This is a genomic window from Nevskia sp. (assembly GCF_023266035.1).
Classification (GTDB): Bacteria; Pseudomonadota; Gammaproteobacteria; order Nevskiales; family Nevskiaceae; genus Nevskia.
On the sequence record NZ_JAHFRY010000034.1, the window covers coordinates 1 to 22,507 of the forward strand.

Annotated in this window: 20 protein-coding genes; 9 read left to right on the forward strand and 11 right to left on the reverse strand. The window is 64.7% G+C overall.

The window, feature by feature from the left end; all coding sequences use genetic code 11:
• Positions 1 to 316: 316 nt before the first annotated feature.
• The 3 genes from Q0D45_RS07035 to Q0D45_RS07045 form a co-directional block, all read right to left on the reverse strand.
• Positions 317 to 1,108 (reverse strand): TOBE domain-containing protein, encoded by a 792-nt coding sequence (locus Q0D45_RS07035; RefSeq protein WP_293390471.1) that lies wholly within the window; start codon positions 1,106 to 1,108, stop codon positions 317 to 319.
• A 13-nt stretch (positions 1,109 to 1,121) separates the two neighbouring features.
• Positions 1,122 to 2,207 (reverse strand): SMP-30/gluconolactonase/LRE family protein, encoded by a 1,086-nt coding sequence (locus Q0D45_RS07040; RefSeq protein WP_293390474.1) that lies wholly within the window; start codon positions 2,205 to 2,207, stop codon positions 1,122 to 1,124.
• Positions 2,208 to 2,326: 119 nt separating this feature from the next.
• Positions 2,327 to 2,953 (reverse strand): TetR/AcrR family transcriptional regulator, encoded by a 627-nt coding sequence (locus tag Q0D45_RS07045; protein WP_293390477.1) that lies wholly within the window; start codon positions 2,951 to 2,953, stop codon positions 2,327 to 2,329.
• 190 nt (positions 2,954 to 3,143) lie between these two features.
• Between Q0D45_RS07045 and Q0D45_RS07050 the strand changes: the two genes are divergently transcribed.
• Positions 3,144 to 3,575 (forward strand): DUF4124 domain-containing protein, encoded by a 432-nt coding sequence (locus tag Q0D45_RS07050; RefSeq protein ID WP_293390480.1) that lies wholly within the window; start codon positions 3,144 to 3,146, stop codon positions 3,573 to 3,575.
• Between the two features lie 10 nt (positions 3,576 to 3,585).
• Here the strand turns inward: Q0D45_RS07050 and Q0D45_RS07055 are convergent, their stop codons facing one another.
• The 3 genes from Q0D45_RS07055 to plsB form a co-directional block, all read right to left on the reverse strand.
• On the reverse strand, positions 3,586 to 3,837 hold the full coding sequence (locus Q0D45_RS07055; RefSeq protein ID WP_293390483.1) for a PspC domain-containing protein: 252 nt from the start codon (positions 3,835 to 3,837) through the stop codon (positions 3,586 to 3,588).
• Positions 3,838 to 3,974: 137 nt separating this feature from the next.
• Complete coding sequence (locus tag Q0D45_RS07060; RefSeq protein ID WP_293390486.1) at positions 3,975 to 4,742, reverse strand: FKBP-type peptidyl-prolyl cis-trans isomerase; 768 nt, start codon at positions 4,740 to 4,742, stop codon at positions 3,975 to 3,977.
• Between the two features lie 81 nt (positions 4,743 to 4,823).
• Complete coding sequence (gene plsB, locus Q0D45_RS07065; RefSeq protein ID WP_293390489.1) at positions 4,824 to 7,427, reverse strand: glycerol-3-phosphate 1-O-acyltransferase PlsB; 2,604 nt, start codon at positions 7,425 to 7,427, stop codon at positions 4,824 to 4,826.
• 242 nt (positions 7,428 to 7,669) lie between these two features.
• Here plsB and Q0D45_RS07070 point away from each other — a divergent pair, with 242 nt between their 5' ends.
• The 6 genes from Q0D45_RS07070 (at position 7,670) to Q0D45_RS07095 (ending at position 13,933) form a co-directional block, all read left to right on the forward strand.
• Positions 7,670 to 9,172, forward strand: coding sequence for a peptide MFS transporter (locus Q0D45_RS07070; RefSeq protein ID WP_293390492.1), 1,503 nt, complete (start codon positions 7,670 to 7,672; stop codon positions 9,170 to 9,172).
• A gap of 85 nt (positions 9,173 to 9,257) precedes the next feature.
• Complete coding sequence (locus tag Q0D45_RS07075; RefSeq protein WP_293390495.1) at positions 9,258 to 11,234, forward strand: M2 family metallopeptidase; 1,977 nt, start codon at positions 9,258 to 9,260, stop codon at positions 11,232 to 11,234.
• 174 nt (positions 11,235 to 11,408) lie between these two features.
• On the forward strand, positions 11,409 to 12,269 hold the full coding sequence (locus tag Q0D45_RS07080; protein WP_293390498.1) for an A24 family peptidase: 861 nt from the start codon (positions 11,409 to 11,411) through the stop codon (positions 12,267 to 12,269).
• Complete coding sequence (coaE, locus tag Q0D45_RS07085) at positions 12,269 to 12,886, forward strand: dephospho-CoA kinase (protein ID WP_293390501.1); 618 nt, start codon at positions 12,269 to 12,271, stop codon at positions 12,884 to 12,886. The genes Q0D45_RS07080 and coaE overlap by 1 nt, the downstream gene beginning before the upstream one ends.
• A gap of 70 nt (positions 12,887 to 12,956) precedes the next feature.
• The gene (zapD, locus tag Q0D45_RS07090) at positions 12,957 to 13,742 is read left to right on the forward strand and encodes a cell division protein ZapD (RefSeq protein ID WP_293390504.1); all 786 of its coding nucleotides are present in this window, start codon (positions 12,957 to 12,959) and stop codon (positions 13,740 to 13,742) included.
• Positions 13,739 to 13,933 carry a DNA gyrase inhibitor YacG gene (locus tag Q0D45_RS07095; protein ID WP_293390506.1) on the forward strand — a complete coding sequence of 65 codons (195 nt, stop codon included), beginning with the start codon at positions 13,739 to 13,741 and terminating at the stop codon, positions 13,931 to 13,933. The genes zapD and Q0D45_RS07095 overlap by 4 nt, the downstream gene beginning before the upstream one ends.
• Positions 13,934 to 13,957: 24 nt before the next feature.
• On the opposite strand, the gene Q0D45_RS07100 is transcribed toward Q0D45_RS07095, so the two are convergent.
• On the reverse strand, positions 13,958 to 14,896 hold the full coding sequence (locus Q0D45_RS07100; protein ID WP_293390509.1) for a Nudix family hydrolase: 939 nt from the start codon (positions 14,894 to 14,896) through the stop codon (positions 13,958 to 13,960).
• Between the two features lie 134 nt (positions 14,897 to 15,030).
• On the opposite strand from Q0D45_RS07100, the gene Q0D45_RS07105 reads away from it, so the two are divergent.
• Positions 15,031 to 15,741, forward strand: a complete 711-nt coding sequence (locus tag Q0D45_RS07105; protein WP_293390511.1) for a dienelactone hydrolase family protein — start codon at positions 15,031 to 15,033, stop codon at positions 15,739 to 15,741.
• Positions 15,742 to 15,832: 91 nt separating this feature from the next.
• On the opposite strand, the gene argJ is transcribed toward Q0D45_RS07105, so the two are convergent.
• The 3 genes from argJ to Q0D45_RS07120 form a co-directional block, all read right to left on the reverse strand.
• Positions 15,833 to 17,053 (reverse strand): bifunctional glutamate N-acetyltransferase/amino-acid acetyltransferase ArgJ, encoded by a 1,221-nt coding sequence (gene argJ / locus Q0D45_RS07110; RefSeq protein WP_293390513.1) that lies wholly within the window; start codon positions 17,051 to 17,053, stop codon positions 15,833 to 15,835.
• An 85-nt stretch (positions 17,054 to 17,138) separates the two neighbouring features.
• Entirely contained in the window at positions 17,139 to 19,889 is a 2,751-nt protein-coding gene (gene secA, locus Q0D45_RS07115; RefSeq protein WP_293390515.1) for a preprotein translocase subunit SecA, read from the reverse strand.
• A 191-nt stretch (positions 19,890 to 20,080) separates the two neighbouring features.
• Positions 20,081 to 21,010: a M23 family metallopeptidase gene (locus tag Q0D45_RS07120; RefSeq protein ID WP_293390518.1), complete on the reverse strand. Its 930-nt coding sequence runs from the start codon at positions 21,008 to 21,010 to the stop codon at positions 20,081 to 20,083.
• A 38-nt stretch (positions 21,011 to 21,048) separates the two neighbouring features.
• Here Q0D45_RS07120 and Q0D45_RS07125 point away from each other — a divergent pair, with 38 nt between their 5' ends.
• Entirely contained in the window at positions 21,049 to 21,360 is a 312-nt protein-coding gene (locus tag Q0D45_RS07125; protein WP_293390521.1) for a DciA family protein, read from the forward strand.
• 48 nt (positions 21,361 to 21,408) lie between these two features.
• Here Q0D45_RS07125 and lpxC read toward each other — a convergent pair whose 3' ends face one another.
• Positions 21,409 to 22,326 carry a UDP-3-O-acyl-N-acetylglucosamine deacetylase gene (gene lpxC / locus Q0D45_RS07130; protein WP_293390524.1) on the reverse strand — a complete coding sequence of 306 codons (918 nt, stop codon included), beginning with the start codon at positions 22,324 to 22,326 and terminating at the stop codon, positions 21,409 to 21,411.
• Positions 22,327 to 22,507: the final 181 nt, after the last annotated feature.

The window sequence follows — 22,507 nt, forward strand, 5'->3', positions numbered from 1 at the left end:
CGACAGATCGTCGCGCTGGTATTCGCGCAGCGTGGTCGCGTCGATCTTCTCGACCATCGCCGCTGCCAGCGGCCGCCTGGCGATGACTTCGACGACGCCGAGATCGAACACCGGCGTGGTGTCGGCGGTGTTCGCCATCGGGGTAGTCGTTTCATCGGCAACCGCTACAGTGCCGAACGCGAACGCAAGCACAAGACCGGCCGTACCGAGCCGATGTAAAACTGAAACCATGAAATTCCCCAGACGTTATTAGTATTAAAGCGTTTTTACTTTATAGCGAATAACGACCGCAGGTAAATATGCGACTGGAAGCCGGTCAGTCGAGCCGTACGAGAATGACGCTGGAGGCGTTGAACAGCGCGATCACCGGCTGACCGCGGCGCAGGCCGAGCGCTTCGATGCTGTCTTCGGTGACGACCGCGGCGAGCGTCTGTCCGCCCGGCAGTTCGAGCACCACTTCGGCGCTGACCGCGCCACGCTTGATGCGGCGGATCACGCCTTCCAGCCGGTTTGCCGCCGAGCAGGCCAGCGGCGTGGCAGTGACGGCGGCGAGCATGATCCACGGCGCCTTGATCAGCGCAGTCAGCGGCGTGCCGCGTTTGAGTTGCAGCAGTTTGGTGCTCTCGCGGGTGATCGTCGCGACGATCCGGCCACCGCCGCTCAGTTCGAGACTGATCTGATCGTTGACCGCGCCGGTCTGGATTTCGACGACTCGTCCCGCCAGCTGATTGCGGGCACTGCTGAGCATCGTCAGCCGGCCGAGCACCGGCAGATCGCGGCTGGCGTTAGCGTGCTCGCGTTCGATGCGCGCAACGAGCTGGTTCTGTTCGGTGCGCAGCTTTTCGTACAGCGCCAACAGCTCGTGACCGCGTTCGGTCAGCTGGGTGCCGCCGCCGCGTTTGCCACCGGCGACGCGATGGACCAGCGCTTCATCAGCGCCGTTGTTCAGCGCATCGATCGCATCCCAGGCGCCCTTGTAGCTCATGCCCACCGCTTTCGCGGCCTGCAGGATCGAGCCGGTTGCGGCGATCGCCTGCAGCAGCTCGAAGCGTCGGCGACCGGACGGCGAAGCGCCCAGGGTCTGCAGCAGCAGGCTCGATGCGTTCAAGGCTTCAGGCCGCTCAAGGAACGATCGGCCCGGCAAGCGGCGATGCCGTGTCGTTGACGACCACTTTCAGCACCTGGAAATGGTCCGGCAGCAGCAGGCCTGTGGCGAAGGCGTGATTGGTGACCAGTGCATTGCCGAGGCCGTCGAAGGCCAGATTGGCCGGCGAATCGAATGGCGCCAGCGGCGTCAGCAACGGGTTGCCGATGCGAGCCGCTTCACTGCCATTCGGGTTCAGGATCGAGATGCCGTTGGAGCCCGGCAGCGCCAGTACCACATAGAGCTTGCCGCTGGCACCGAAAGCGATGCCGTCCGGCGCACCCGCGTAGTAGCGATGGAATTCGACGAGGTCGGTCTTTTTCGGGCTGGCGACCAGCGGCAAGCTGTAGACATGGCCGAGGCCGAGCAGGTCCAGAGTCACGGTGAAGAAAATGCGCTTGCGGTTCGGCGACAGACGCAGGCCGTTGACGCCGACATAAGCCGAGGCCAGTCGCGAATCCTGGAACCAGACCTGCGGCTGGCCGCCGCCGGCCGGCACTTTCCAGATCGTCGCCTGCAGCGAGTCGGTGACGTACAGGTTGCCGGCGTCGTCGAAGGCTAGATCGTTCGGCAGCGCCGGCAGATTCACCGGCGTTGGCGAACAGGGCTTGCCGCTGAGAATCGAGCAGGCACGCAGGTTCGGATAGGGCGGCGTGTAGTTGGCCTGCACCTCGGTCGCCAGATCGAAGCGCAAGGTACCCAGCTGGTTGTTCAGCACGTATAGACGACCGGCGCCATCGAAGGTCAGGCAGGAATTGGCATGCTCGGCGCCGAACACGGTTTCGCCCTCGGTCTCCAGCGTTCGCAGCAGCTTGCCGTTGGCGAGGTCGTACTCGAACACTCGCGACGGCTTGCCGTTCAGCGCGGTACCGAGCGTGGCGGGGCCCGCTACGTAAACGCGATTGCCACGCACCGCAATGCCTTCGGGAAAGCCGTTTGGAATCGGCACCTGCGCAAATACCGAGACATCGCCGAACTTCGCGGCCTGTGCGGCCGGAATCGAGATCAGCGCGGCAGCAGCGAGAAAAACGGCTTGAGCAATACGGGCGAGACGGATGGACATGGCAAGGCTCCCTGGGCACCGGCGGTCATCGTGGCCGATCGAGTCGGCTTATCTATTGATCCGGCACACGGCCGGATACCGCAGTGTGCCCTTGCGACGCGTCTGACAGAAGTGGCCCTTCAAGCCTCGCCGTCGACCGGCCCGCCCGGCCGCGGCACCAGCGTTTTCAACATCAGCTTGAAGTAGGCGCGGAAGTCCTCGTCGACCGGAAACTGCTCCGGCGTATCGCGATGCACCTGCTGGTTGCCGATGAAAGTGGCGTAGGCGAACGTCGACCACAGCCGCGCATCGAGTTCGGAAAGACCCAGCGCCCGGTAGCACTGATTCAGGTAGTTCAGCCGATTCGCCGATACCCGCTTGACCACTTCGCCGACCGCTGGATCGTCGCTGGCCGCGGCCAGCGCCAGATACAGCCGGCCGGCCTTATAGCTGGAGTTGGCCTGCTTGAACAGACGGACGATGCGCTCGTAGGGATCAGTCATTTCCTCGACACCGGCGCGGGCATCGATGGTTTCGTGCCGCTCCCAAAGCTTCAGCGCTTCGCGCAGCAGAGCTTCGCGGCTCGGGAAATGCCAGTAGAAGCTGCCCTTGGTGACGCCGAGCCGGCGCGCCAACGGCTCCACCGCCACGGCATCGAGCCCGCCGGTGGCCAGCGCATCGAGCGCCGCCTCGGCCCAGGCTTCGACACTGAGGCTGGACTTCACGGCATCGCTGCCGCGTGCGCCCGGCGGTTTCTGATTCGACATCGGCATCTAAATTCGCTCATCCCGTACGTTGACGTATGGAAACGACTGTACGGACCCCGGCATACGGGGGCAAGCCCCGTCCGGTTCGGCATCCGCTCATCGATACGACTGGCGCTGTTCCGGCAAATCGAGCCGTCTGGCGTCGTTGATTGTTGTGCCACCGGCGCTTGCCTAGACTCAGGCGATGAACATGCTTCGAATCTTGCTGCTGGCACTATGCCTGCCGATGACTGCCGCTGCGGCCGAGGTCTACGGCTGGGTCGACGCCAATGGCGTCAAGCAGTTTTCCCAGCAGGCGCCAGCGAAGGGCGTGCCGTTCAAGCGCATCGAAGTGGCCGAGCCCAGCGCCAATCCAGCGCCGGCCTCCAACAGCAACACAACCAAGAAAACCGATTCAACCTTGGGCGGCGGGCCGAAAACGCGCGATGCCGGCCTGAAACTCAAGGCCGAAACCCTGGAGCGCTGTGCCAAGGCGCGCGAGCGCATCAGCTTCCTGGAAGAGAAAACCGCGCGCCGCCTGTTCAAGACCGGCCCGGATGGCCAGCCGGCGCGTTATACCGACGAAGACTTCAAGACTGAACTGGACCAGGCGCGCGACGTCGAAGCCGCCAACTGCACCTGAAGCCCTGCGTTCAGCCGGAATGGCCGGAACCGCTGGCGCCCGGCTGAGGCGATCCTCTCGACACGTTGAGCTGCCGCGGCATCACGAACCACAGAATCAGGTAGGCGAAGATTCCGGGGAACGCCACCGAGCAGATCGAGATCAGCACGTACAGCACGCGCACCGAAGTCGGCGTCCAGCCCAGGAAGTCGGCGATGCCGCCGCAGACACCGGCAATCATCTTGTGCTCGTCGGAGCGCCATAGGCGCGTGCTGTCGTTCATGGTCAAAAGTCCCTCCTGTTGCCGGCTCTGGAAAGATTCCGGCGGATGCCCGGTTTTCAAGCGCAGCGAGTGTGCCTGAACCGAATGCCCACAAAAAAGCCCGGCAATGCCGGGCTTTTTTGCAACAGCCTGAAGAATTACTTCTTCGGCTTCGGCGCTTCGGCGGCCGGGGCATCGCCCTTTTCGACCTTGATCAGCTCGACTTCGAAGATCAGCGTCTCGTTCGGGCCGATCTTGCCGCCCGCACCGCGATCACCGTAGGCCAGCGCGGCCGGGATGTAGAACTTCGACTTGCCGCCGACCTTCATCAACTGCAGGCCTTCGGTCCAGCCCGGAATCACGTTGGCGAGCGGGAAGGTCACCGACTGGCCGCGGTCGTACGAGCTGTCGAAGGTTTCGCCGTTCAGCAGCGTGCCCTTGTAGTTGACTTCAACCTTGTCCGAGGCGGTCGGCGCGGCGCCGGTGCCTTCGGTCAGCGTTTCGTACTGCAGGCCCGAAGCGGTGGTCTTGACGCCTTCCTTCTTGCCGTTCTCGGCGAGGAACGCAGCGCCCTTGCCGGTCGCTTCTTCAGCAGCCTTGGCGCGCTCGGCAACCTGCTTTTCCTGGATCTTCTTGGAAACCGAATTCTTGATCTCTTCGCGAGCCTTGTCGTCCATGCGCGGCTCCTTGCCGCCGGACACTTCGTCGAGGCCCTTCTTCAGCGAGGCGATATCCACTTCGTCCTTGACGGTGGCCAGCGAACGGCCGAGGTCGACGCCGATCGAGTAGCCGAACTTCTGGGCATCGGTCGCGAGGTCGGCATCGCCGGCGGCGGCCGGGGCAGCGCCGTCGGTGGCCGGCTTCGAGCAGGCAACGATGAAGGCGGCGCTGGCAATCAGCGTCAGCGCACGGGAATGCTTGAACATGAGTTAAATCCTGTCAGGAAAGAGGTTTTGGAGAGCCCATAGGGGCGCTTTACAGCATTCAGCGCCTGCGATGCGGCCGGATTATAGCCCGGAGTCCGTTTCAGTCATGACCGCTTCGGCAGGCCTGCCGGGGCTTGCAGCAGCGCCTCCGGCAGACTCGCTCGAGGGCGGTTCCGCGTTGCTCGGACCACGGCGGCGGGCCAGAAGTTGCAGCAGGGTCTGCCGGGTTTCATCGCTGAGCAGTTCTACCGAGCGTTCCGCGATGCGATCGCAGCGGGCATCGAGGATCAATACGCCGCCAGCGCCGGTGGTGACCACGCCGACTTCGATCAAGGTATCGAGGTAGGCGGCGAACAAGCCTTTGTCGAAGAACTCCGGCGCTTCACGGCCGGTCAGCACCGCCATGCGTTCGGCCAGCAGGCGGCAGTCGCTCTCGAATTGTTCACGCCTTACCGGCCCGCCGCGCTTCTTCTCTTCGGTCAGCAGCAGCACCGCCATTGCCTGGCGTTCCAGCGTTTCGCCGAGCACGCGGCCCAGCGCCGCGAAGCCGGAATAGGCCGGGTCGCCGACTTCCGGCCGGCGCAGGCGGCCATCGGCATCGCGCAGCAGCAGGCCGGTGGCGAGCATCCGCTCCAGGTAATTGCGGGCCACCGGCTCGCAGTCGGACACCGGCCAGGGCAGCAGGAACTCGTTGCGCAGGAACGGATACAGCGCGCGGCAGCCGGTCAGCACCAGTTCTTCGCTCAAGATGCCGCGCGTGCGGAAGAACGCCGCGATCAGCGCCGGCACCGCGAACAGGTGCTGGATGTTGTTGCGGTTGTAGGTCATCAGCACGCCATCGCGGCCGACCGCCAGCAGCACGTCGCCCCAGGGATGTTCGACTCTCTGAATGCGCGCGATCGGCGCTGCCCAGGCAAGGATCGATTTCGGATCGGCGTTCGGCAACATCAGCTCCGCGCCGCCCGGCCAGGGCTTGAGCAGATCGATGAAGTGGGCGATCTGGTCGACCAGTTCATCCTCGGTGGCAGCACGCCGCGGCGAGGCCAGCAGCGCGCAGGCGACCAGGCCGACCGGACTGGCAATCGACGCCGCCTGAATGCGCCGCATGTGCTCGAAGGCCAGGCCACGCACCCATTTCGAGAAGCCGTCCGGACGAGTGTTCGGATCCGCCGCCATCGCCTCGCGCCAGCCCGGCAGGTTGGCGTCGGCGTGGTCCTGCAGGATGGTCGGCTCGCCGAAGTTCACATAGGCGCGGCCGTAGCTCTTGCCGAGGATCTTGGTCGCTTTCAGCAGGCCTTCGGCGGATTCGCGCTGCTTCTGGCCGCTCTTCAGTTCCTTGAAGAAGCTGCCGACCTCGAAAACCTTGTCGTAGCCGAGGAACACCGGCACCAGCGCCACCTTGCGCGATTTCGAGCGCAGGCCGGATTCGGCGACCATCGCCAGCAGCCCGGTCTTCGGCGGCAGCAGCCGGCCGGTGCGCGAGCGCCCGCCTTCGGGGAAGAATTCGATCGAGTAACCACGGCGGATCAGCGAATCGACATAGGCGCGGAACACCGCCGTGTAGACCGGATCACCGGAAAACTTGCGGCGCATGTAGAAGGCGCCGCACTTGCGCAGCAGGCCGCCGATCGGCCAGAAATTCAGGTTGATGCCGGCGGCGATATGCGGTGGCACCAGGCCGGCGGTGTACAGCACGTAGGACAGCAGCAGGTAGTCGGCATGGCTGCGATGCGAGGGCATGAAGACGATTTCGTGCGACTGCGCGAGCGCCCGCACCCGCTCCAGGCCCTGCACTTCCACGCCCTTGAAGACGCGGTTCCAGATTGCCGTCAGCACCCGCTCCATGACCCGGATCGTCGCCGCCGAATAATCGGCCGCCACTTCCTCGGCGCACTTGCGGGCGTGGAGCGAAGCCTTTTCCAGCGAGCTGTTGTCGCCGCGAGCACGGGCGATGATTGCGGCCCGCACGCCTTCGGACTCGAGCACGCCCTTGAGCACGACACCACGACGCAGCAGGGTCGGCCCGAGCGCGGCGGTACGCGCGCGCAGGAAGTGGAAATGCAGCGCGCGCGGCAGCGCACGAGCCAGCTTCTGCACGACCTGTTCGCTGTTCTGGCCCGAACTGGCACCGGCATTGATCAGGAATTCGCGATAGCCGAGCGGCTTGCCGAAGTTGGCCAGCACGTTGCGGCCGTTGGCCGCGCCGATCAGGATCTTGCGCAGGCGCCCGGCCTGCACGCTGTCGGCAAAGATCAGCTTGAACAGCGAGGTTTCCTGGCCCGGATCGCGTCCCCAGAAGATCGATACCGGCACGATCTGGATGTCGTAATCGGCACGATCGGCAGCAACCGCCATCATCCGCGCCAGTTCGCTGTCGCCGGTGCGATTGCGGGCGAAGGTTTCCAGCAGCGCCGGCAGATAGACCAGGCCGGCACGCTCCGGCGTCGGCAGCGAATGGCTGATCCGTGCCGGCAGCGGCAGGCCCAGTTCGGTGCAGATGCGCTGCAGCGCGAACAGATCGATCCAGCTGCGCTGCGGCAGCACGTAGACCACCGGCTTGGCCGGATCGAGACCCAGCGAGCCCGGCATTGCTTCCGGGGCCACGCGGTACTTCATCAGATGGATCAGCGGCTTCGACAGCCAGCGCGCAATCAGATAGCTGAACGCGATCAGCGCGGCGTTCAACGCGGCACTCCACGGCGGACAGCGGACACAGGGCAGTCGTGGATCACGTGAGCGAATTCGGTTCCGAGAGCGGGTAGCGGCTCTGACAGGAGCCGACGTCTTTTCACGATTATAGAAGTGTGGGCAGAAAGCGCCCCATCGCAGCGGCTGCAAACCGCTTGTGCGCAGTTATTGCATTGCATGATTGACCCGGCGACAAACGCGCCGCCATAGTCCGATCGACTCTCACTCCCCTGCCATTCATGTCCAGCCCGACGTTTCTCGGTCATCCGCGCGGCCTCGCGACCCTGTTCTTCACCGAGATGTGGGAGCGCTTCACGTTCTACGGCATGCGCAGCCTGCTGGTGCTGTTCATGACCGCGGCGGTGGTCGGCGGCAACAATCCCGGCCTCGGTTTGACCGAAGGCGAAGCGAACGCGATCTACGGGCTGTATCTGTCCTGCGTCTATCTGTTTGCATTGCCCGGCGGCTGGATCGCCGATCGCCTGACCGGCCAGCGCAATGCGGTGATCGCTGGCGGCCTGCTGATTGCGGCCGGCAATTTCATGCTGGCGATCGGCGATCGCACCTTGTTCTTCCTTGGCCTGGTGGTGATCGTGCTCGGCGTGGGCCTGCTGAAGCCGAACATCAGCGCCATGGTCGGCAAGTTGTATGACGATATGCCGAGTTCCAAGCGCGACGCCGGCTTTTCGATCTTCTACATGGGCATCAACCTCGGCGCGGTGGCGGCGCCGCTGCTGGTCGGCACCATCGGCGAAAAGATCTCCTGGCAGGCGGGCTTCGCCGGTGCCGGCCTGCTGATGCTCGCCGGCCTCGTGCAGTTCCATCTGATGCGCAGCACCTTGCCGGCCACTGCCAATGACGCCAGCGCGAAAACGCCGGAGGAACGCAAGAAGGCCTGGACCGGCTTGGCCATCGGCGTCGGGCTGTTCGCCGCCTTCATCGCCGCCGCCACGCTCGGTGCCTTCGATCTGGAGCCGGTTGCCATCGCCCAGAAAGTCGGTGTCGCCATCGTGCTGATCGCCGCGTTCTTCTTCGGCTACGTGTTCCTGTTCGGCAAGCTGACGTCCGAGGAAGCGAAGCGAGTCGCGGTGATCCTGGTGCTGTTCTTCGGCGCCGCCACCTTCTTCATGGGCTTCGAGCTGGCCGGCTCGACCTTCAACCTGTTCGCCCGCGACTTCACCGATCGCTCGGCCTTCGGCAGTTTCTTCGCCGACGGCCAGCATCCAGCCAGCTGGTATCAGTCGCTGAATCCACTGTTCGTGGTCGCGTTCTCGCCGGTGTTTGCAGCGCTCTGGGTGCAGCTGGGCAAGCGCAATCTGGAGCCGTCGATCCCGGCGAAGTTCGCGCTGGGCCTGATCCAGATGGGCCTCGGCTTCATCGTCATCGCCTACGCCGCGCATCTGGTGGTGACCGGTGCGGAAGGCACCAAGGTGCTGCCGGTGTGGCTACTGCTGACCTATCTGCTGCATACCTTCGGCGAGCTGTGCCTGTCGCCGATCGGCCTGTCCGCGGTGACCAAGCTGGCGCCGCCGCGTTATGTCAGCCAGATGATGGGCACCTGGTTTGCCGGCACCGCACTCGGCAACCTGCTGTCCGGTCTGATTGCCGGGCATCTCGGCGCCGATGACATCGCCAGCGCGCCGGGCCGCTATCTGATGATCTTCGCGCTGGCCTGCACGCTGGGGCTGCTGATGGCGATCATGATCAAGCCGATCAAGCGGCTGATGGGCACCGTTCGCTGAGGCTTCATTCAAACCGTTCTTGGCCAATCGCCATCCAAGCGCATCGGGCGCTGAACAGCGCCCCGCACCAATCCGGGAGAACCTGATGCTTCGTCTCATCCATCCAAGAATCCTGTGGGCCAGCTGCGCTGCGCTGAGCCTTGCCGCCTGCGGTGACAAATCCGCCGCCCCTGCGGCCGAAGCCAAGGCGGCGCCAACGGCGGCGCAGGCCGATGCTTTCGTCGCCGACTTCAACAAGCAGTTCAAGGCGCTCGGCAAGTACGTGGCATCGGCCCAATGGCTGCAGTCGACCTACATCACCGACGATTCGCAGATGATCGCCTCGCGCGCCGGCGAGCAGGCCCTGGAGTTCAGCTACAACGAAGGCCAGGCTGCCAAACCGTTCTACGTGCTCAAGGATCTGTCGCCGGTCACGGCGCGATCGCTGCAGTTGATCCGCATCAGTTCGGTGTCGCCGAGCAAGGCCGAGGACCGTACCGCGCTGGCCGCCGTGCTGTCGGACATGGAAGCCAACTACGGCAAGGGCCAATGGTGCCGCAAGAGCGCGGCCGGCAACGATGAATGCCTGTCGCTGCCGGAAGTCGAGAAGATCGTCAACAACGTCGAACTGAAGAACAGCCCGGCGCAGATCGCCGAAGCCTGGGCCGGCTGGCACGCCACTGCCAAGCCGATCCGCGACGACTACCAGAACTTCGTCGGCCTCTACAACGGTGCCGCCAAGGAATCCGGCTACGCCGATGCCGGGGAATGGTGGCGCGGCGGCTACGACATGAGCCCGGCGGATTTCTCGGCCGAGACCGAACGCCTCTGGGGCCAGGTCAAGCCGCTGTACGACGCGCTGCACTGCCATGTGCGCAACAAGCTCAACGAGAAGTACGGCGACAGCGTGGTCGCCAAGGACGGCCTGATCCCGGCCCATCTGCTCGGCAACATGTGGGCACAGCAGTGGGGCAATCTCTACCCGCTGGTCGAGCCCTACAAGGGCGTGTCCGATCTCGATGTCAGCGCTTCGCTGCAAGCCCAGCGCAAGACCGAATACCAGACGCTGCTCGCGGCGTTCAAGGGCAAGCCGACGCCGGTCGACCTCGCCGAACTCGAACACAAGGCCGATGCCCAGTTCGCGGTGAAGATGGCCAAGGTCGCCGAGGACTTCTACACCTCGCTGGGCATGCCGAAGCTGCCGGAATCGTTCTGGCAGAAGTCGATGCTGGTCAAGCCGCGTGATCGCGATGTGGTCTGCCACGCCTCGGCCTGGCCGATGGATGGCGAGAGCGATGTGCGGATCAAGGAGTGCATCGTGCCGGATGAGGAATCGCTGACCACGATCCACCACGAACTCGGCCACATCTACTACTACCTGATGTACAAGGACCAGCCGCCGATCTTCCAGAACGGCGCTCACGACGGCTTCCACGAAGCGATCGGCGATACCGTCACCTTGTCGCTGACACCCGAGCATCTGAAGAAGATCGGTCTGGTCAAGGACGTGAAGACCGACGAAAAGGCGGTGATCAATTCGCAGATGAAGCTGGCGCTCGACAAGATCGTCTTCCTGCCCTGGGGCAAGCTCGTCGATCAATGGCGCTGGAAAGTGTTCTCCGGCGAAGTGGCGCCGGCCGACTACAACAAGGCCTGGTGGAAGCTGCGCGAGGAATACCAGGGCGTGGCGCCGCCGATGGCCCGCAGCGAGGAGGATTTCGATCCGGGTGCCAAGTACCACATTCCCGGCAACACGCCGTACACGCGCTACTTCCTGAGCTTCGTCGTGCAGTTCCAGTTCCACAAGGCGCTTTGCGAAGCCGCCGGCTTCAAGGGCCCGCTGCATGACTGCGACATCTACGGCAACAAGGCCGCTGGCGAGAAGTTCATGGCGATGCTTCGTGAAGGTCAGAGCAAGCCCTGGCCGGAGACGCTGGAAAAGCTGACCGGCACCCGGCAGATGGATGCCTCGGCGATCCTCGAGTACTTCGCGCCGCTGAAGACTTATCTGGAACAGCAGAACGCCGGCAAGAACTGCGGCTGGACGGCGCCGGCCGATCCGCTGGCGGCGGCCACGCGCTAGGCAACCACCGGCCATCGTCTCATCACGCCTTGTGCGCTGATGACGATGGCCGGCTACTGAAAGCTGGCGGCGCCCATCCGCCGGCCTGAACCGCTCTGCCGACGGACTGCGCGGCTCGCAGACTAGCGGTTACGATCAGCGCCGCTCCCCTCTCGCGAAAGCCAACCGCTGCGCATGACTGCCCTGATCGACGCGCTTGCCAACAACCCGCTGTTTCTCGGCATCACCACGACCCTGCTCGGTCTGGTGGTCGGCAGCTTTCTCAATGTGGTGATCCTGCGGCTGCCGCGGATGCTCGAAGCCGACTGGCAGGCCGAAGCCCGCGAACTGCTGGACCTGACGCCGGTCGAGGCACCGAAACTGTCGCTGACCCAGCCGCGATCGCGCTGCCCCGGCTGCGGCAGCGCGATCCGCGCCTGGCAGAACATTCCGATTGTCAGCTGGCTGCTGCTGCGCGGCCGTTGCGCCAGCTGCAAGACCGGCATCTCGATGCAGTACCCGCTGGTGGAACTGGCTTCGGCCTTGATGTCGGCCGTCTGCGTCTGGCGCTTCGGCTGGTCGCCGCAACTGGCGGCAGCACTGGTGCTGACCTGGACCTTGATCGCGCTGACCGTGATCGACCTGCGCGAAACCATCCTGCCCGACAACATGACCCTGCCGCTGATCTGGCTGGGCCTGGGCCTGAGCACGGTGCCGGTGTTCGTCGACATGTCGGCCAGCATCTGGGGCGCGGTCGTCGGCTACCTGAGCCTGTGGTCGATCTATCACCTGTTCCGGATCATCACCGGCAAGCACGGCATGGGCTATGGCGATTTCAAGCTGATGGCCGGCCTCGGCGCCTGGTTCGGCGCGATGTCGCTGCCGATCCTGCTGCTGCTGTCGTCCGCCGTCGGTGCCGTGATCGGTATCGGCCTGATCGTGTTCCGCGGCCATGATCGCAATGTGCCGATCCCGTTCGGTCCTTACATCGCCGGCGCCGGCTGGCTGATGCTGATCTGGGGCGATGCCATCGGCGGCGTCACCGGAGCGCGCTGATGAACAGCCTCACGATCGGTTTGACCGGCGGCATCGCCAGCGGCAAGACCCATGTCGCCAACCTGTTCATCAAGCTAGGCGTACCGCTGCTCGAAGCCGACGAGGTCGCCCGCGAGGTGGTCGCGCCGCCATCGCCAGCGCTGGCCGAGATCGCGACAGCCTTCGGTGCCGACCTGCTGAACACCGACGGCACGCTGAACCGCCGGGCGCTGCGCGACATCGTGTTCGCCGATCCGGCCGCACTGAAGCGTCTCGAAGCGATCACTCATCCGGCAATCCGCGCGAGAGTCACTGCCTGGCGCGCCGCGCAGACCACGCCGTACTGCATCTATTCGGCGGCGATCCTGATCGAGGCCGGCATGGCGGCGCTGGTCGACCGGGTGCTGGTGGTCGATGCGCCGGAGGACGTGCAGCTGCGCCGGCTGACCGCGCGTGACGGCGCCAACGAGGTGCAGGCGCGGCAGATGATTGCCACCCAGGCCAGCCGCAGCCTGCGCCTGAGCCGTGCCGACGATGTCATCGACAACCGCGACGAGCAGCAATCCGTCGAGGCGCAGGTGGCGCGGCTGCATCGTCACTACACGAGCCTGGGCTTGGCGCGCCGCGCTGCACCGTAATTGATCGTCCGTGTTTGCCGCACCGGATGTTGCGGGGCACAATGCCCGACACGCGCGCAACCGGGATGCAATGGACCGTACTGCCGAATGGGTCTGTTTCGAGCAGCCGCTGAACGAGCGGACGCGGTCTCTGCTGCGCCTGGAGTTCCTGTTCGCGGAGTACGCGCACTGCGGCAGCGACGCCACCGCCTGGGGCATTCGCGCCGGCCTGCAGACTTTGCTCGACATCCTGTCAGTGATCGGTCGCAGTGATCTGCGCACCGAGCTGATCCGCGATCTCACCGAGCAACGCAGCCTGCTGAACCGCTTTCGCACCCGTCCTGAACTGGACCGCGCCCGGCTCGATGCCGTGCTCGCCGAAATCACCGCCGTGCTGACCAGCCTGCACAACTCCGGCGTTCATCCGTCGACGGTGCTGCGCGAGAACGAATTCCTGTTCGCGGTGATGAACCGCAGCGGCATTCCGGGCGGCACCTGCATGTTCGACCTGCCGGCCTTTCACCGCTGGCTGGCGCGGCCGTATGCGAACACCGAGCGTGACCTGTCGCGCTGGTTCTCGATTCTCAAGCCCTACCAGGTGGCGATCGGCCTGTACCTGCGCCTGCTGCGCGATTCCACCGCCAGCAGCGAGCAGATCGCCCAGGGCGGCGTCTATCTGCATGTCCCCACCGGCGTGTTCCCCCTTCTTCGGGTCCATGTGCCGCCGGACAGCGACGTCTACCCGGAAATCAGCGCCGGCAAGCACCGTTTCTCGTTCCGCTTCATGCGCCTGGGCGACGTCAACCAACGCAACGTGCAGACCGCCGAGGACATCGTGTTCCATCTCCAGTGCTGCAGCCTGAGCAGCCAGGAATGAGCGTCAACACGAAACCCGACGCCATCCGCATCGCCCGTTGCCCGCAGTGCGGCGCGTCCAGCCGCCTGGACGAACGCAATCCCTCGCGGCCGTTCTGCAGCGAGCGCTGCAAGCTGCTCGATCTCGGTGCCTGGTTCGACGGCCGGCATGCGATCCCGGCGGCACCCGATCCCGAAGATTTCGGCGACTAGACCGTAGAGCGGCCGTGGGCCGCCCTACCTCGGCCAGTACGCGCTGATCGCCGCGATGCCCTGCGCACCCGCGCGGCGGGCCTCGAACAGATCGCCGGGCGACAAGCCACCCAGTGCATAGACCGGCAAGCCGACCACGCCGCGCCGCTCGGCAAAACCAGCCCAGCCGACGCCCTCTGCGCCCGGATGAGTCGCTGTCGGGAACACCGGGCCGAGCACGGCGAAATCAGCGCCAACGATCTGTGCAATGCGCAGCTGCTCAGCGCTGTGCACCGAAGCGCCGAACCACAGCTCGGGCGCAATCGGCCTTGTGCCATAGCGCGCCAGCGTGGCACCCGTTGCATGCCAGCCATCGGCACCGATCGCCGCAACCATTGCCGGATCACGGTCGAGGATCAGCTTCAGCCCGGCCGCCTGGCAGGCGGGCAGCAAGGTCGTCGCCAGCACGGCATAGGCGCGCTCATCCAGCCCCGGCAGCCGCAGCCGCAGCAGCGCGCCGTGCGGCAGCCGGGTGAGCTGGGTCAGCAGCTCGATCAAGGTCGCGTCCGGGCGGGTGAACACATAGTGCTGCGGCAGGCGCAGCGCAGTGACGATCGGCGTCACCGTCGGCAGCAGATCCAGATCGTCCAGCTGATCGAGCCGGCGCCAGGCGAAGGCCTGCTGCTCGCGGGACTGTGGCTCGCCGTCCCAGCCATCGACCCGCCAGGTGTCGAGCAGCACCTGGCGATCGCTGTAGTCGTGACGGAAACGCAGCAGCGGCCGGGCGGAGTTGATGTCGACGCCCAGTTCCTCGTGCAGTTCGCGCTTCAGCGCGTCGAGCGCGGTTTCGCCTGACTCGATCTTGCCACCGGGAAATTCCCAAAGCCCGGCGGCGATCTTGCCGACCGGACGCTGGGCGATCAGCAGCCGGCCGTCACCATCGATCAACACGCCGCAGGCGACAGCAATCAGCGGTGTCGTCATCGGCAGCTCGCCAGCCGCTGCGGCCTGCAGTCACAATCGCGCCGGCACTCTTCGACGCGCCTCATGAGCAGGCGCGCGCAGCTCGTCATCGAATTCATCTCGTCATCCACATCCCGTTCAGGAGATTCACCGGCATGGCCATCGTTACCCGCAGAGTTGATTACCAGGATCAGGGCGTCGCGCTGCGCGGCCGCGTCTACTTCGATGACCGCCTCGGGCCGCGTCCGGCGGTGTTGGTCAGCCACGCCTGGGGCGGTCGCAACAGCTTCAGCAATGGCCAGGCCGAGAAGCTCGCCAAGCTCGGCTATGTCGGCTTCGCCCTGGACATGTACGGCGTCGGTGTCACCGGCGAAACGGTACAGGAATGCAGCGCGCTGATGACGCCGTTCATGGAAGACCGGACCATGCTGGCGCGGCGCATCAAGCTCGCCGTCGCCACGGTGCAGGCGTTGCCCGAGGTCGATGCCACGCGGATCGCCGCGATCGGCTTCTGCTTCGGCGGCCTGTGCGTGCTCGATCTGGCCCGCAGCGGTGCCGACGTGCGCGGCGTGGTCAGCTTCCATGGCCTGCTGAAGGGCAACGGCCTGCCACCGAACAAGATCACCGCCAAGGCGCTGCTGCTGCACGGCGATGCCGATCCGCTGGCACCGTTCGAGGACGTGATTGCCTTCCGCGACGAGTTCAACGCCGCCGGCAACGACTGGCAGCTGCACGTCTACGGCAAGACCCTGCATGCGTTCTCGATGCCGGGGGCGAACATGCCCGGCGTCGCGGCGCATGACGCGCTGGCCGAAGCGCGGTCGATGAAGTCGATGCAGGACTTCCTGGCCGAAGTGCTGGCGTAGAAGCAGTGGTCAGTGACTTGTGATCAGTGGCCCGTAAGGCATCGCGTCGCCTTTACTGGCCACTAGCCACTGATCACGAATCACTGCGTCATCACGTTCGATATTCAGCGTTGATCTTGACGTAGTCGTAGCTGAAGTCGCAGGTCCAGACCCGGGTCTTCGCGGTGCCGCGACCGAGGCCAACTCTGATCGTGAACTCCGGCTTGGCGACCACGGCCGAGCCGAGTTCCTCGCGGTACGAGGGATGCGGTTCGCCGCCGTCGAGCAGGCGCACGTCGTCCAGCCAGAGATCGACCTTGCCCGGATCGAGGCCGGGTACGCCGGCCTTGCCGATCGCCATCGCCAGCCGGCCCCAGTTCGCGTCGCCGGCGAACATCGCGGTCTTGACCAGCGGCGAATGGGCGATCGAATACGCCACCAGCCGCGCCTCGTCGACCGTGCCGCCGCCTTCGACATCGACGGTGATGAAGCGCGTCGCGCCTTCGCCATCGCGGACGATCGCCTGGGCGAGTTCGATGCAGACCTCGGTGACCGCTGCCGCGATCTGCGGGTAATCGGCGTGGCCGGTATCGACATCGCTGCTGCCGACCTGCGCCGTCGCGAACAGCACACAGGAATCGTTGGTCGACGTATCACCGTCGACGGTCGCGCTGTTGAACGAGGCTGCGACCGCGTGCTGGATCAAGCTCTGCGTCGCTTCGGCCGTCAGCCGCGCATCGGTGCCGATATAGGCCAGCAGCGTCGCCATGTTCGGATAGATCATGCCGACGCCCTTGGCGATACCGGTGACCGTGACCGGCCCCTGCGAGGTCGCGACGGTGCGGGTCGCGCCTTTCGGGATCGTGTCGGTGGTCATGATCGTGCGGGCGGCAGCGTTCCAGCCGTCGGCCTGTAGATTCGCGGCGGCCTTCGGGATCGCCTCGATCATCCGCGACACCGGCAGTTGCTGGCCGATCACACCGGTCGAGAACGGCAGCACCTGGGACGGCTCGCAACCGATCGCGGCAGCCACCGCAGCAGCGGTTTCACGCGCATTGGCGAGCCCTTGAGTACCGGTCGCGGCATTGGCGTTGCCCGCATTGATCAGCAGCGCACGGATGTTCTGACTGACCGCCAGCCGCTCGCGGCAGACCTGCACCGGAGCCGCGCAGAACGCGTTCTGCGTGAACATGCCGGCGGCGCGAGTGCCCGGCGCCAGTTCGATGATCAGCAGATCCTGCCGGCCCGGCTTCTTGATCGCCGCTTCGGCGGAACCCAGGCGGGCACCGGCGATCGGCGTCAGCGGTCCCGGTTCATTCAGATTGACGGCCATGGTGGAAGCAGTGGCTAGTGGCTGGTGGTTAGTGGTCGGTCAAAAGCAAAGCGACGTCTGAAACTGGTCACTGACCACTGCTTCTTCAGACCAGCGCCCCGTGGCACTGCTTGAACTTCTTGCCCGAGCCGCAGGGACAAGGATCGTTGCGGCCGACTTTCGGCATGTCGCGGACGAAGGCTTCCGGACGGTCGACGGAAGTCGGCGCGCTCAGGCTTCGGCCTTCGCCGATGGGTTCGACCGCCACGACATCCGGCTGCTCGATCACCGACTGGGCATCGGCATGCTGGAACTCCATCGGCGGCGCGGCGGCGCGGCGCGCTTCTTCAAGCGCATGCACCTCGTCCTCGGTGAGGATCTGGATGCGGGCGAGGCGCGACACCACTTCATGTTTGAAGCGCGCCAGCATGTCGTTGAACATGGTGAACGCTTCGCGCTTGTACTCCTGCTTCGGGTCCTTCTGCGCATAACCGCGCAGATGGATGCCGAGCCGCAGGTAGTCCATCGCCGCGAGATGCTCGCGCCAGAAGGTATCGAGCACGCGCAGCAGGGTTTCGCGCTCGAAAGACTCCAGCACGGTGCCGCCGATCTTCGCCTTCTTGTCGGCGTAGGTCGTCGACAGAATCTCGCCGATCCGTTCCTTGATCTTGCGGTCGTCGAGCTGCGGGTCTTCCTCGGCCCACTGGCGGATCGGCAGCATGGTGCCGAAATCCTTGCGCAGCGCTTCTTCCAGCGCTTCGAGGTTCCACATCTCCTCGGGGCTCTGCGGCGGCACGTGCACGGCGACCACGGCGGTGACCACGTCGGCGCGGATGTCGTCGATCATCGGCGTCACGACCGCGGCGCCCATCAGCTCGTCGCGCAGCTCGTAGATCGCCTTGCGCTGATCGTTGGCGACGTTGTCGTACTCGAGCAGGTTCTTGCGGATGTCGAAATTGTGCGCTTCCACCTTGCGCTGCGCGGTCTCGATCGAGCGCGTCACCATCTTCGCTTCCAGCGCTTCGCCTTCCTGCATGCCGAGCCGCTGCAGTAGGCCACGCATCGACGGCGGCGCGAAGATACGCATCAGCGTGTCATCGAGCGACAGATAGAAACGGGTGGCACCCGGATCGCCCTGACGGCCGGAACGGCCACGCAGCTGGTTGTCGATGCGGCGGGATTCGTGGCGCTCGGAACCGATCACATACAGACCGCCGCTGGCGACGACCGCCGCATGGCGCTCCTTCCACGCCGCCTTGGCGGCTTCCCGGGTGGCCAGGTCGTCTTCCGGAATCGCATGCAGTTCAGCTTCCAGCGAACCGCCGAGCACGATGTCGGTACCGCGGCCGGCCATGTTGGTGGCGATGGTCACCGCACCGGGGCGCCCGGCCTGGGCGACGATCTCGGCTTCGCGCTCGTGCTGCTTGGCATTGAGCACTTCGTGGACGATACCCTTCTGGGTCAGCAGGTTCGCCAGCAGCTCGGAAGTCTCGATGCTCGCGGTGCCGACCAGGATCGGTTGGCGCTTGGCATGAACCTCTTCGATGTCCTTGATCACCGCATCGAACTTGCCCTTGGCGCTGATGTAGATCAGATCGCCGCGGTCATCGCGCACCATCGCCCGATTGGTCGGGATGACGATGACTTCGAGGTTGTAGATGTTCTGGAATTCGAAGGCTTCGGTATCGGCGGTGCCGGTCATGCCGGACAGCTTCGAATAGAGCCTGAAATAGTTCTGGAAGGTGATCGAGGCCAGCGTCTGGCTTTCCTGCTGGATCGCCACGCCTTCCTTGGCTTCGACGGCCTGATGCAGGCCGTCCGACCAGCGCCGGCCGGACATCATGCGGCCGGTGAACTCATCGATGATGATCACCTGATTGCCGCGGACGATGTACTCGACGTCCTTCTTGTACAGCTGGTGCGCGCGCAGCAACGCGTTCAGATGATGAACGAGCACGATACGGCTGGCGTCGTACAGGCTTTCGTCCTCACCGAGCAGGCCTGCTTCACGCAGCAGGTCTTCCATGCGCTCGTGTCCGAGTTCGGACAGATGCACCTGCTTGCCCTTCTCGTCGACGTGGAAATCGCCTTCCAGATCTTCCTCGGTCTTCTGCCGGGTCAGCTTCGGGATCAGCACATTGAGCTTGCGCCACAGCTCGGGATCATCGTCGGTCGGGCCGGAGATGATCAGCGGCGTGCGCGCTTCGTCGATCAGGATCGAATCGACTTCGTCGATCACCGCGTAGTTCAGGCCGCGCTGCACTTTCTCGTCGAGCGAGAAAGCCATGTTGTCGCGCAGGTAGTCGAAGCCGAATTCGTTGTTCTGGCCGTAGGTGATATCGGCCTGGTAGGCAGCGCGCTTCTCTTCATTCTCCTGACCGGAGACGACGACGCCGACGCTCATGCCGAGGAAGCGGAAGATGCGGCCCATCCACTCGGAATCGCGCCGGGCGAGATAGTCGTTGACGGTGACCACGTGCACGCCCTTGCCGCTCAGTGCATTGAGATAGGTCGGCAAGGTCGCGACCAGGGTCTTGCCTTCGCCGGTGCGCATTTCGGCGATCTTGCCTTCGTGCAGCGCGGCGCCGCCGATCAGCTGCACATCGAAGTGCCGCATGTTCATCACGCGGCGGCCGGCTTCGCGGACCACGGCAAAGGCGTCGGCACGCAGCTGATCGAGCGTTTCGCCTTTCGCCAGCCGTTCGCGCAGCACGACGGTCTGCTGGCTCAGCTCTTCATCGGACATCGCCTGGTACTTCGGCTCCAGCGCGTTGACGGCGCTGACGACGCTGGACAGACGACTGACGTTGCGTTGATTGCGGCTGCCGAAGATGCGCGCCAGAAAATTGTTGAACATGGATTCCGTAGTCTGGAAACGGCACGAGCCTGGACCCGTCCGGGGCGGACAGGGCAGCAATTATGCCTCAGGGGCTGACTGCGATCGTCCGGGATGCAACGGTCAGGGCGATGACAGTCAGCCCTGCGAAGCATTGGCGCGACGGGGCGGCTTTCAATAGCAGCGCCCCATTTCCTGCGGGTTTCTACCGATCAGCGCGTTGCGTCGAGGTACTGGCCCGGGTTGACGACGTTGCCGTTCATGACCAGTTCGAAGTGCACATGCGGGCCGGTCGAGCGGCCGGTCGAACCGATCAGCGCGATCGGCTGACCCTTGAGCACGCGATCGCCGATCTTCACCAGCAGCTTCGAGTTGTGGCCGTAGCGGGTGCGATAACCGTTGCCGTGATTGATCTCGATCAGCTGGCCGTAGCCGTTCGCGGTTGCCGCTTCGGTGACGATGCCGCTGGCCACGGCGTGAACCTGCGAGCCTTCGGCGGCTGCGAAATCGATGCCCGGATGCGTGGTCCGCAAGCCGGTGAACGGATCGGTGCGGCTGCCGTAACCGGAAGTGATGTAGCCGGAATCGATCGGCCAGCCGGAGGGCTTGACCTCGCGCTCTAGGCGGCTGGCGAGCAGCAGATCTTCCAGCACGCGCATCTGCCGTTCGCGGTCGCCGAGGGTTTTCTGCAGGCGATCGAGCGAGCCGATCACGTCTTCGAGCACTGCCGGCGTACCGAAAGCCTCGGTTTCCGGGCCGCCGACGGCGGGCGGGCGGTCAAAACTGAATTCGGAAGGATCGATGTTGGCGATCTGGGTCATCCGCGTGCCGGCGGCATCGAGCCGGATCACGTGCGCCTGCAACTGGGCGATGCGGCGCGCCAGCGCCCTGGCATCTTCCTCGGCCTTGGCCTTGACCTGCGCCAGCTCATCACGCTGCTGGGAGAACTCGGCACCCCAGACACCGGCGATGCGCTTCGGCAGCAGGCCGCGATCGGATTGCAGATTCATGCCGGCGACGAAGGTCAGGCCCAGCACTCCGATCACCACGGCCGCCAGTGGCAGCCAACCCCAAACACGACGCGCTTCCAGGCGCAGTCGCCAGGTTCGGCCCTGGCTGTGGCTTACGACGATAATATCCATGCAACGCTTCACCCACGATTACGGCGGCAAACCATCCCATGCACGCTGACGATGACCGCCTAGGCGCACACCTGGTCCATCCTGACTCTCCGGTACAGGGCCTGCTGAGACAGGCGAGCCGTCTTGAAGGCATCCAGAAGATGCTTCGTGACTGGGCGCGCGAGCCGCTGGCGAGTTCCCTGCGTATTGCCAATGAACGGGAGGGCGTGGTGGTCGTTTATGTCGACTCGGCCGCTGCTCACACCCAACTCCGTTACCGCCAGCAAGAAATGCTTCAGCTCCTGCGCAACGGCCTTGGCAACCCTTCCTTGAATCTTGAAATCAAGATGCGACCCGCATCACAGGGATGAAGGTTGGGCCGAGTCTAAGCGCCGTATGACAACCGGTGCAAGCGGGCTTCAGGCGAGAACGGGACTCGAACTACCGTAAAAACCGCTCGCCTTGTCGCCAACGTCGTCGAAAATCACTTCTTCCCACGCTGCCGGCTGGGCAAGCAAGGCGCGCGCCAGCTTGTTGTTCAAGGCATGTCCGGACTTGAACGCGGTGTAGCTGGCCAGCAAGGGACGCCCCAGCAGATAAAGGTCGCCGACGGCATCGAGGATCTTATGACGGACGAATTCGTCGTCGTAGCGCAGGCCATCCTGGTTCAGCACCCGGAACTCGTCGACCGCCACCGCATTCTCGAGGCTGGCGCCCAGCGCCAGACGGCGCGAACGCAGGAACTCGAACTCGCGCATGAAACCGAAGGTGCGCGCCCGGCTGACTTCGCGGATGTAGGCACCGGTCGAGAACTCCACCGATGCGCTCTGAGCCGTCGAATTGATCAGCGGGTGATCGAACTCGATATTGAAGGTCAGGCGAAAGCCGTTGTATGGCTCCAGCCGCGCCCACTTGTCGCCATCGCTGACCTGCACCGGCGATTTCAGACGGATGAAGCGTTTCGGTGCGTCCTGTTCGACGATGCCGGCCGACTGCATCAGGAACACGAACGGGCTGGCGCTGCCGTCCATGATCGGCACTTCGGCGGCCGACAACTCGACCAGACAGTTGTCGATGCCCAAGCCTGCGAGCGAGGACATCAGATGCTCGACGGTGGCGACCTTGACGCCATCCTCGATCAGATTCGATGAAAGTGTAGTTTCGCCGATGCCCTGCGCCGTGGCGCGGACTTCACGCGGCGGATCGAGATCGGTACGACGAAACAGGATGCCGCTGTCCGGCGCCGCCGGCAGCAGCGCCATGTAAACCTTCTGACCGCTGTGCAAGCCGATGCCGCTGACGCGGACGGCTGAGCGAAGGGTACGTTGGCGGATCATCGACGGAGTCCGGATGGGGCGCCCGCGTAAGTCGCGGGTCGGAAAAGGATTGCTGCTCTGACCGGAATTTTACCACCGAGTTCCGGCCACTATTGCAGTGCAGCATTTATGTGCTCGTCAGGCCGCTGGGGCGGCAGCAAATGACGGCGACGAAGGCAGTACGGCGCGCGACTGGGCGAAG

What these genes read in the sequence shown, in the direction of transcription:
- Q0D45_RS07040 (WP_293390474.1), bottom strand. Translation starts at nt 2,207, where the DNA reads ATGTCCATCCGTCTCGCCCGTATTGCTCAAGCCGTTTTTCTCGCTGCT.
- Q0D45_RS07045 (WP_293390477.1), bottom strand. Translation starts at nt 2,953, where the DNA reads ATGTCGAATCAGAAACCGCCGGGCGCACGCGGCAGCGATGCCGTGAAG.
- Q0D45_RS07050 (WP_293390480.1), top strand. Translation starts at nt 3,144, where the DNA reads ATGCTTCGAATCTTGCTGCTGGCACTATGCCTGCCGATGACTGCCGCT.
- Q0D45_RS07055 (WP_293390483.1), bottom strand. Translation starts at nt 3,837, where the DNA reads ATGAACGACAGCACGCGCCTATGGCGCTCCGACGAGCACAAGATGATT.
- Q0D45_RS07060 (WP_293390486.1), bottom strand. Translation starts at nt 4,742, where the DNA reads ATGTTCAAGCATTCCCGTGCGCTGACGCTGATTGCCAGCGCCGCCTTC.
- Q0D45_RS07070 (WP_293390492.1), top strand. Translation starts at nt 7,670, where the DNA reads ATGTCCAGCCCGACGTTTCTCGGTCATCCGCGCGGCCTCGCGACCCTG.
- Q0D45_RS07075 (WP_293390495.1), top strand. Translation starts at nt 9,258, where the DNA reads ATGCTTCGTCTCATCCATCCAAGAATCCTGTGGGCCAGCTGCGCTGCG.
- Q0D45_RS07080 (WP_293390498.1), top strand. Translation starts at nt 11,409, where the DNA reads ATGACTGCCCTGATCGACGCGCTTGCCAACAACCCGCTGTTTCTCGGC.
- coaE (WP_293390501.1), top strand. Translation starts at nt 12,269, where the DNA reads ATGAACAGCCTCACGATCGGTTTGACCGGCGGCATCGCCAGCGGCAAG.
- zapD (WP_293390504.1), top strand. Translation starts at nt 12,957, where the DNA reads ATGGACCGTACTGCCGAATGGGTCTGTTTCGAGCAGCCGCTGAACGAG.
- Q0D45_RS07095 (WP_293390506.1), top strand. Translation starts at nt 13,739, where the DNA reads ATGAGCGTCAACACGAAACCCGACGCCATCCGCATCGCCCGTTGCCCG.
- Q0D45_RS07100 (WP_293390509.1), bottom strand. Translation starts at nt 14,896, where the DNA reads ATGACGACACCGCTGATTGCTGTCGCCTGCGGCGTGTTGATCGATGGT.
- Q0D45_RS07105 (WP_293390511.1), top strand. Translation starts at nt 15,031, where the DNA reads ATGGCCATCGTTACCCGCAGAGTTGATTACCAGGATCAGGGCGTCGCG.
- argJ (WP_293390513.1), bottom strand. Translation starts at nt 17,053, where the DNA reads ATGGCCGTCAATCTGAATGAACCGGGACCGCTGACGCCGATCGCCGGT.
- secA (WP_293390515.1), bottom strand. Translation starts at nt 19,889, where the DNA reads ATGTTCAACAATTTTCTGGCGCGCATCTTCGGCAGCCGCAATCAACGC.
- Q0D45_RS07120 (WP_293390518.1), bottom strand. Translation starts at nt 21,010, where the DNA reads ATGGATATTATCGTCGTAAGCCACAGCCAGGGCCGAACCTGGCGACTG.
- Q0D45_RS07125 (WP_293390521.1), top strand. Translation starts at nt 21,049, where the DNA reads ATGCACGCTGACGATGACCGCCTAGGCGCACACCTGGTCCATCCTGAC.
- lpxC (WP_293390524.1), bottom strand. Translation starts at nt 22,326, where the DNA reads ATGATCCGCCAACGTACCCTTCGCTCAGCCGTCCGCGTCAGCGGCATC.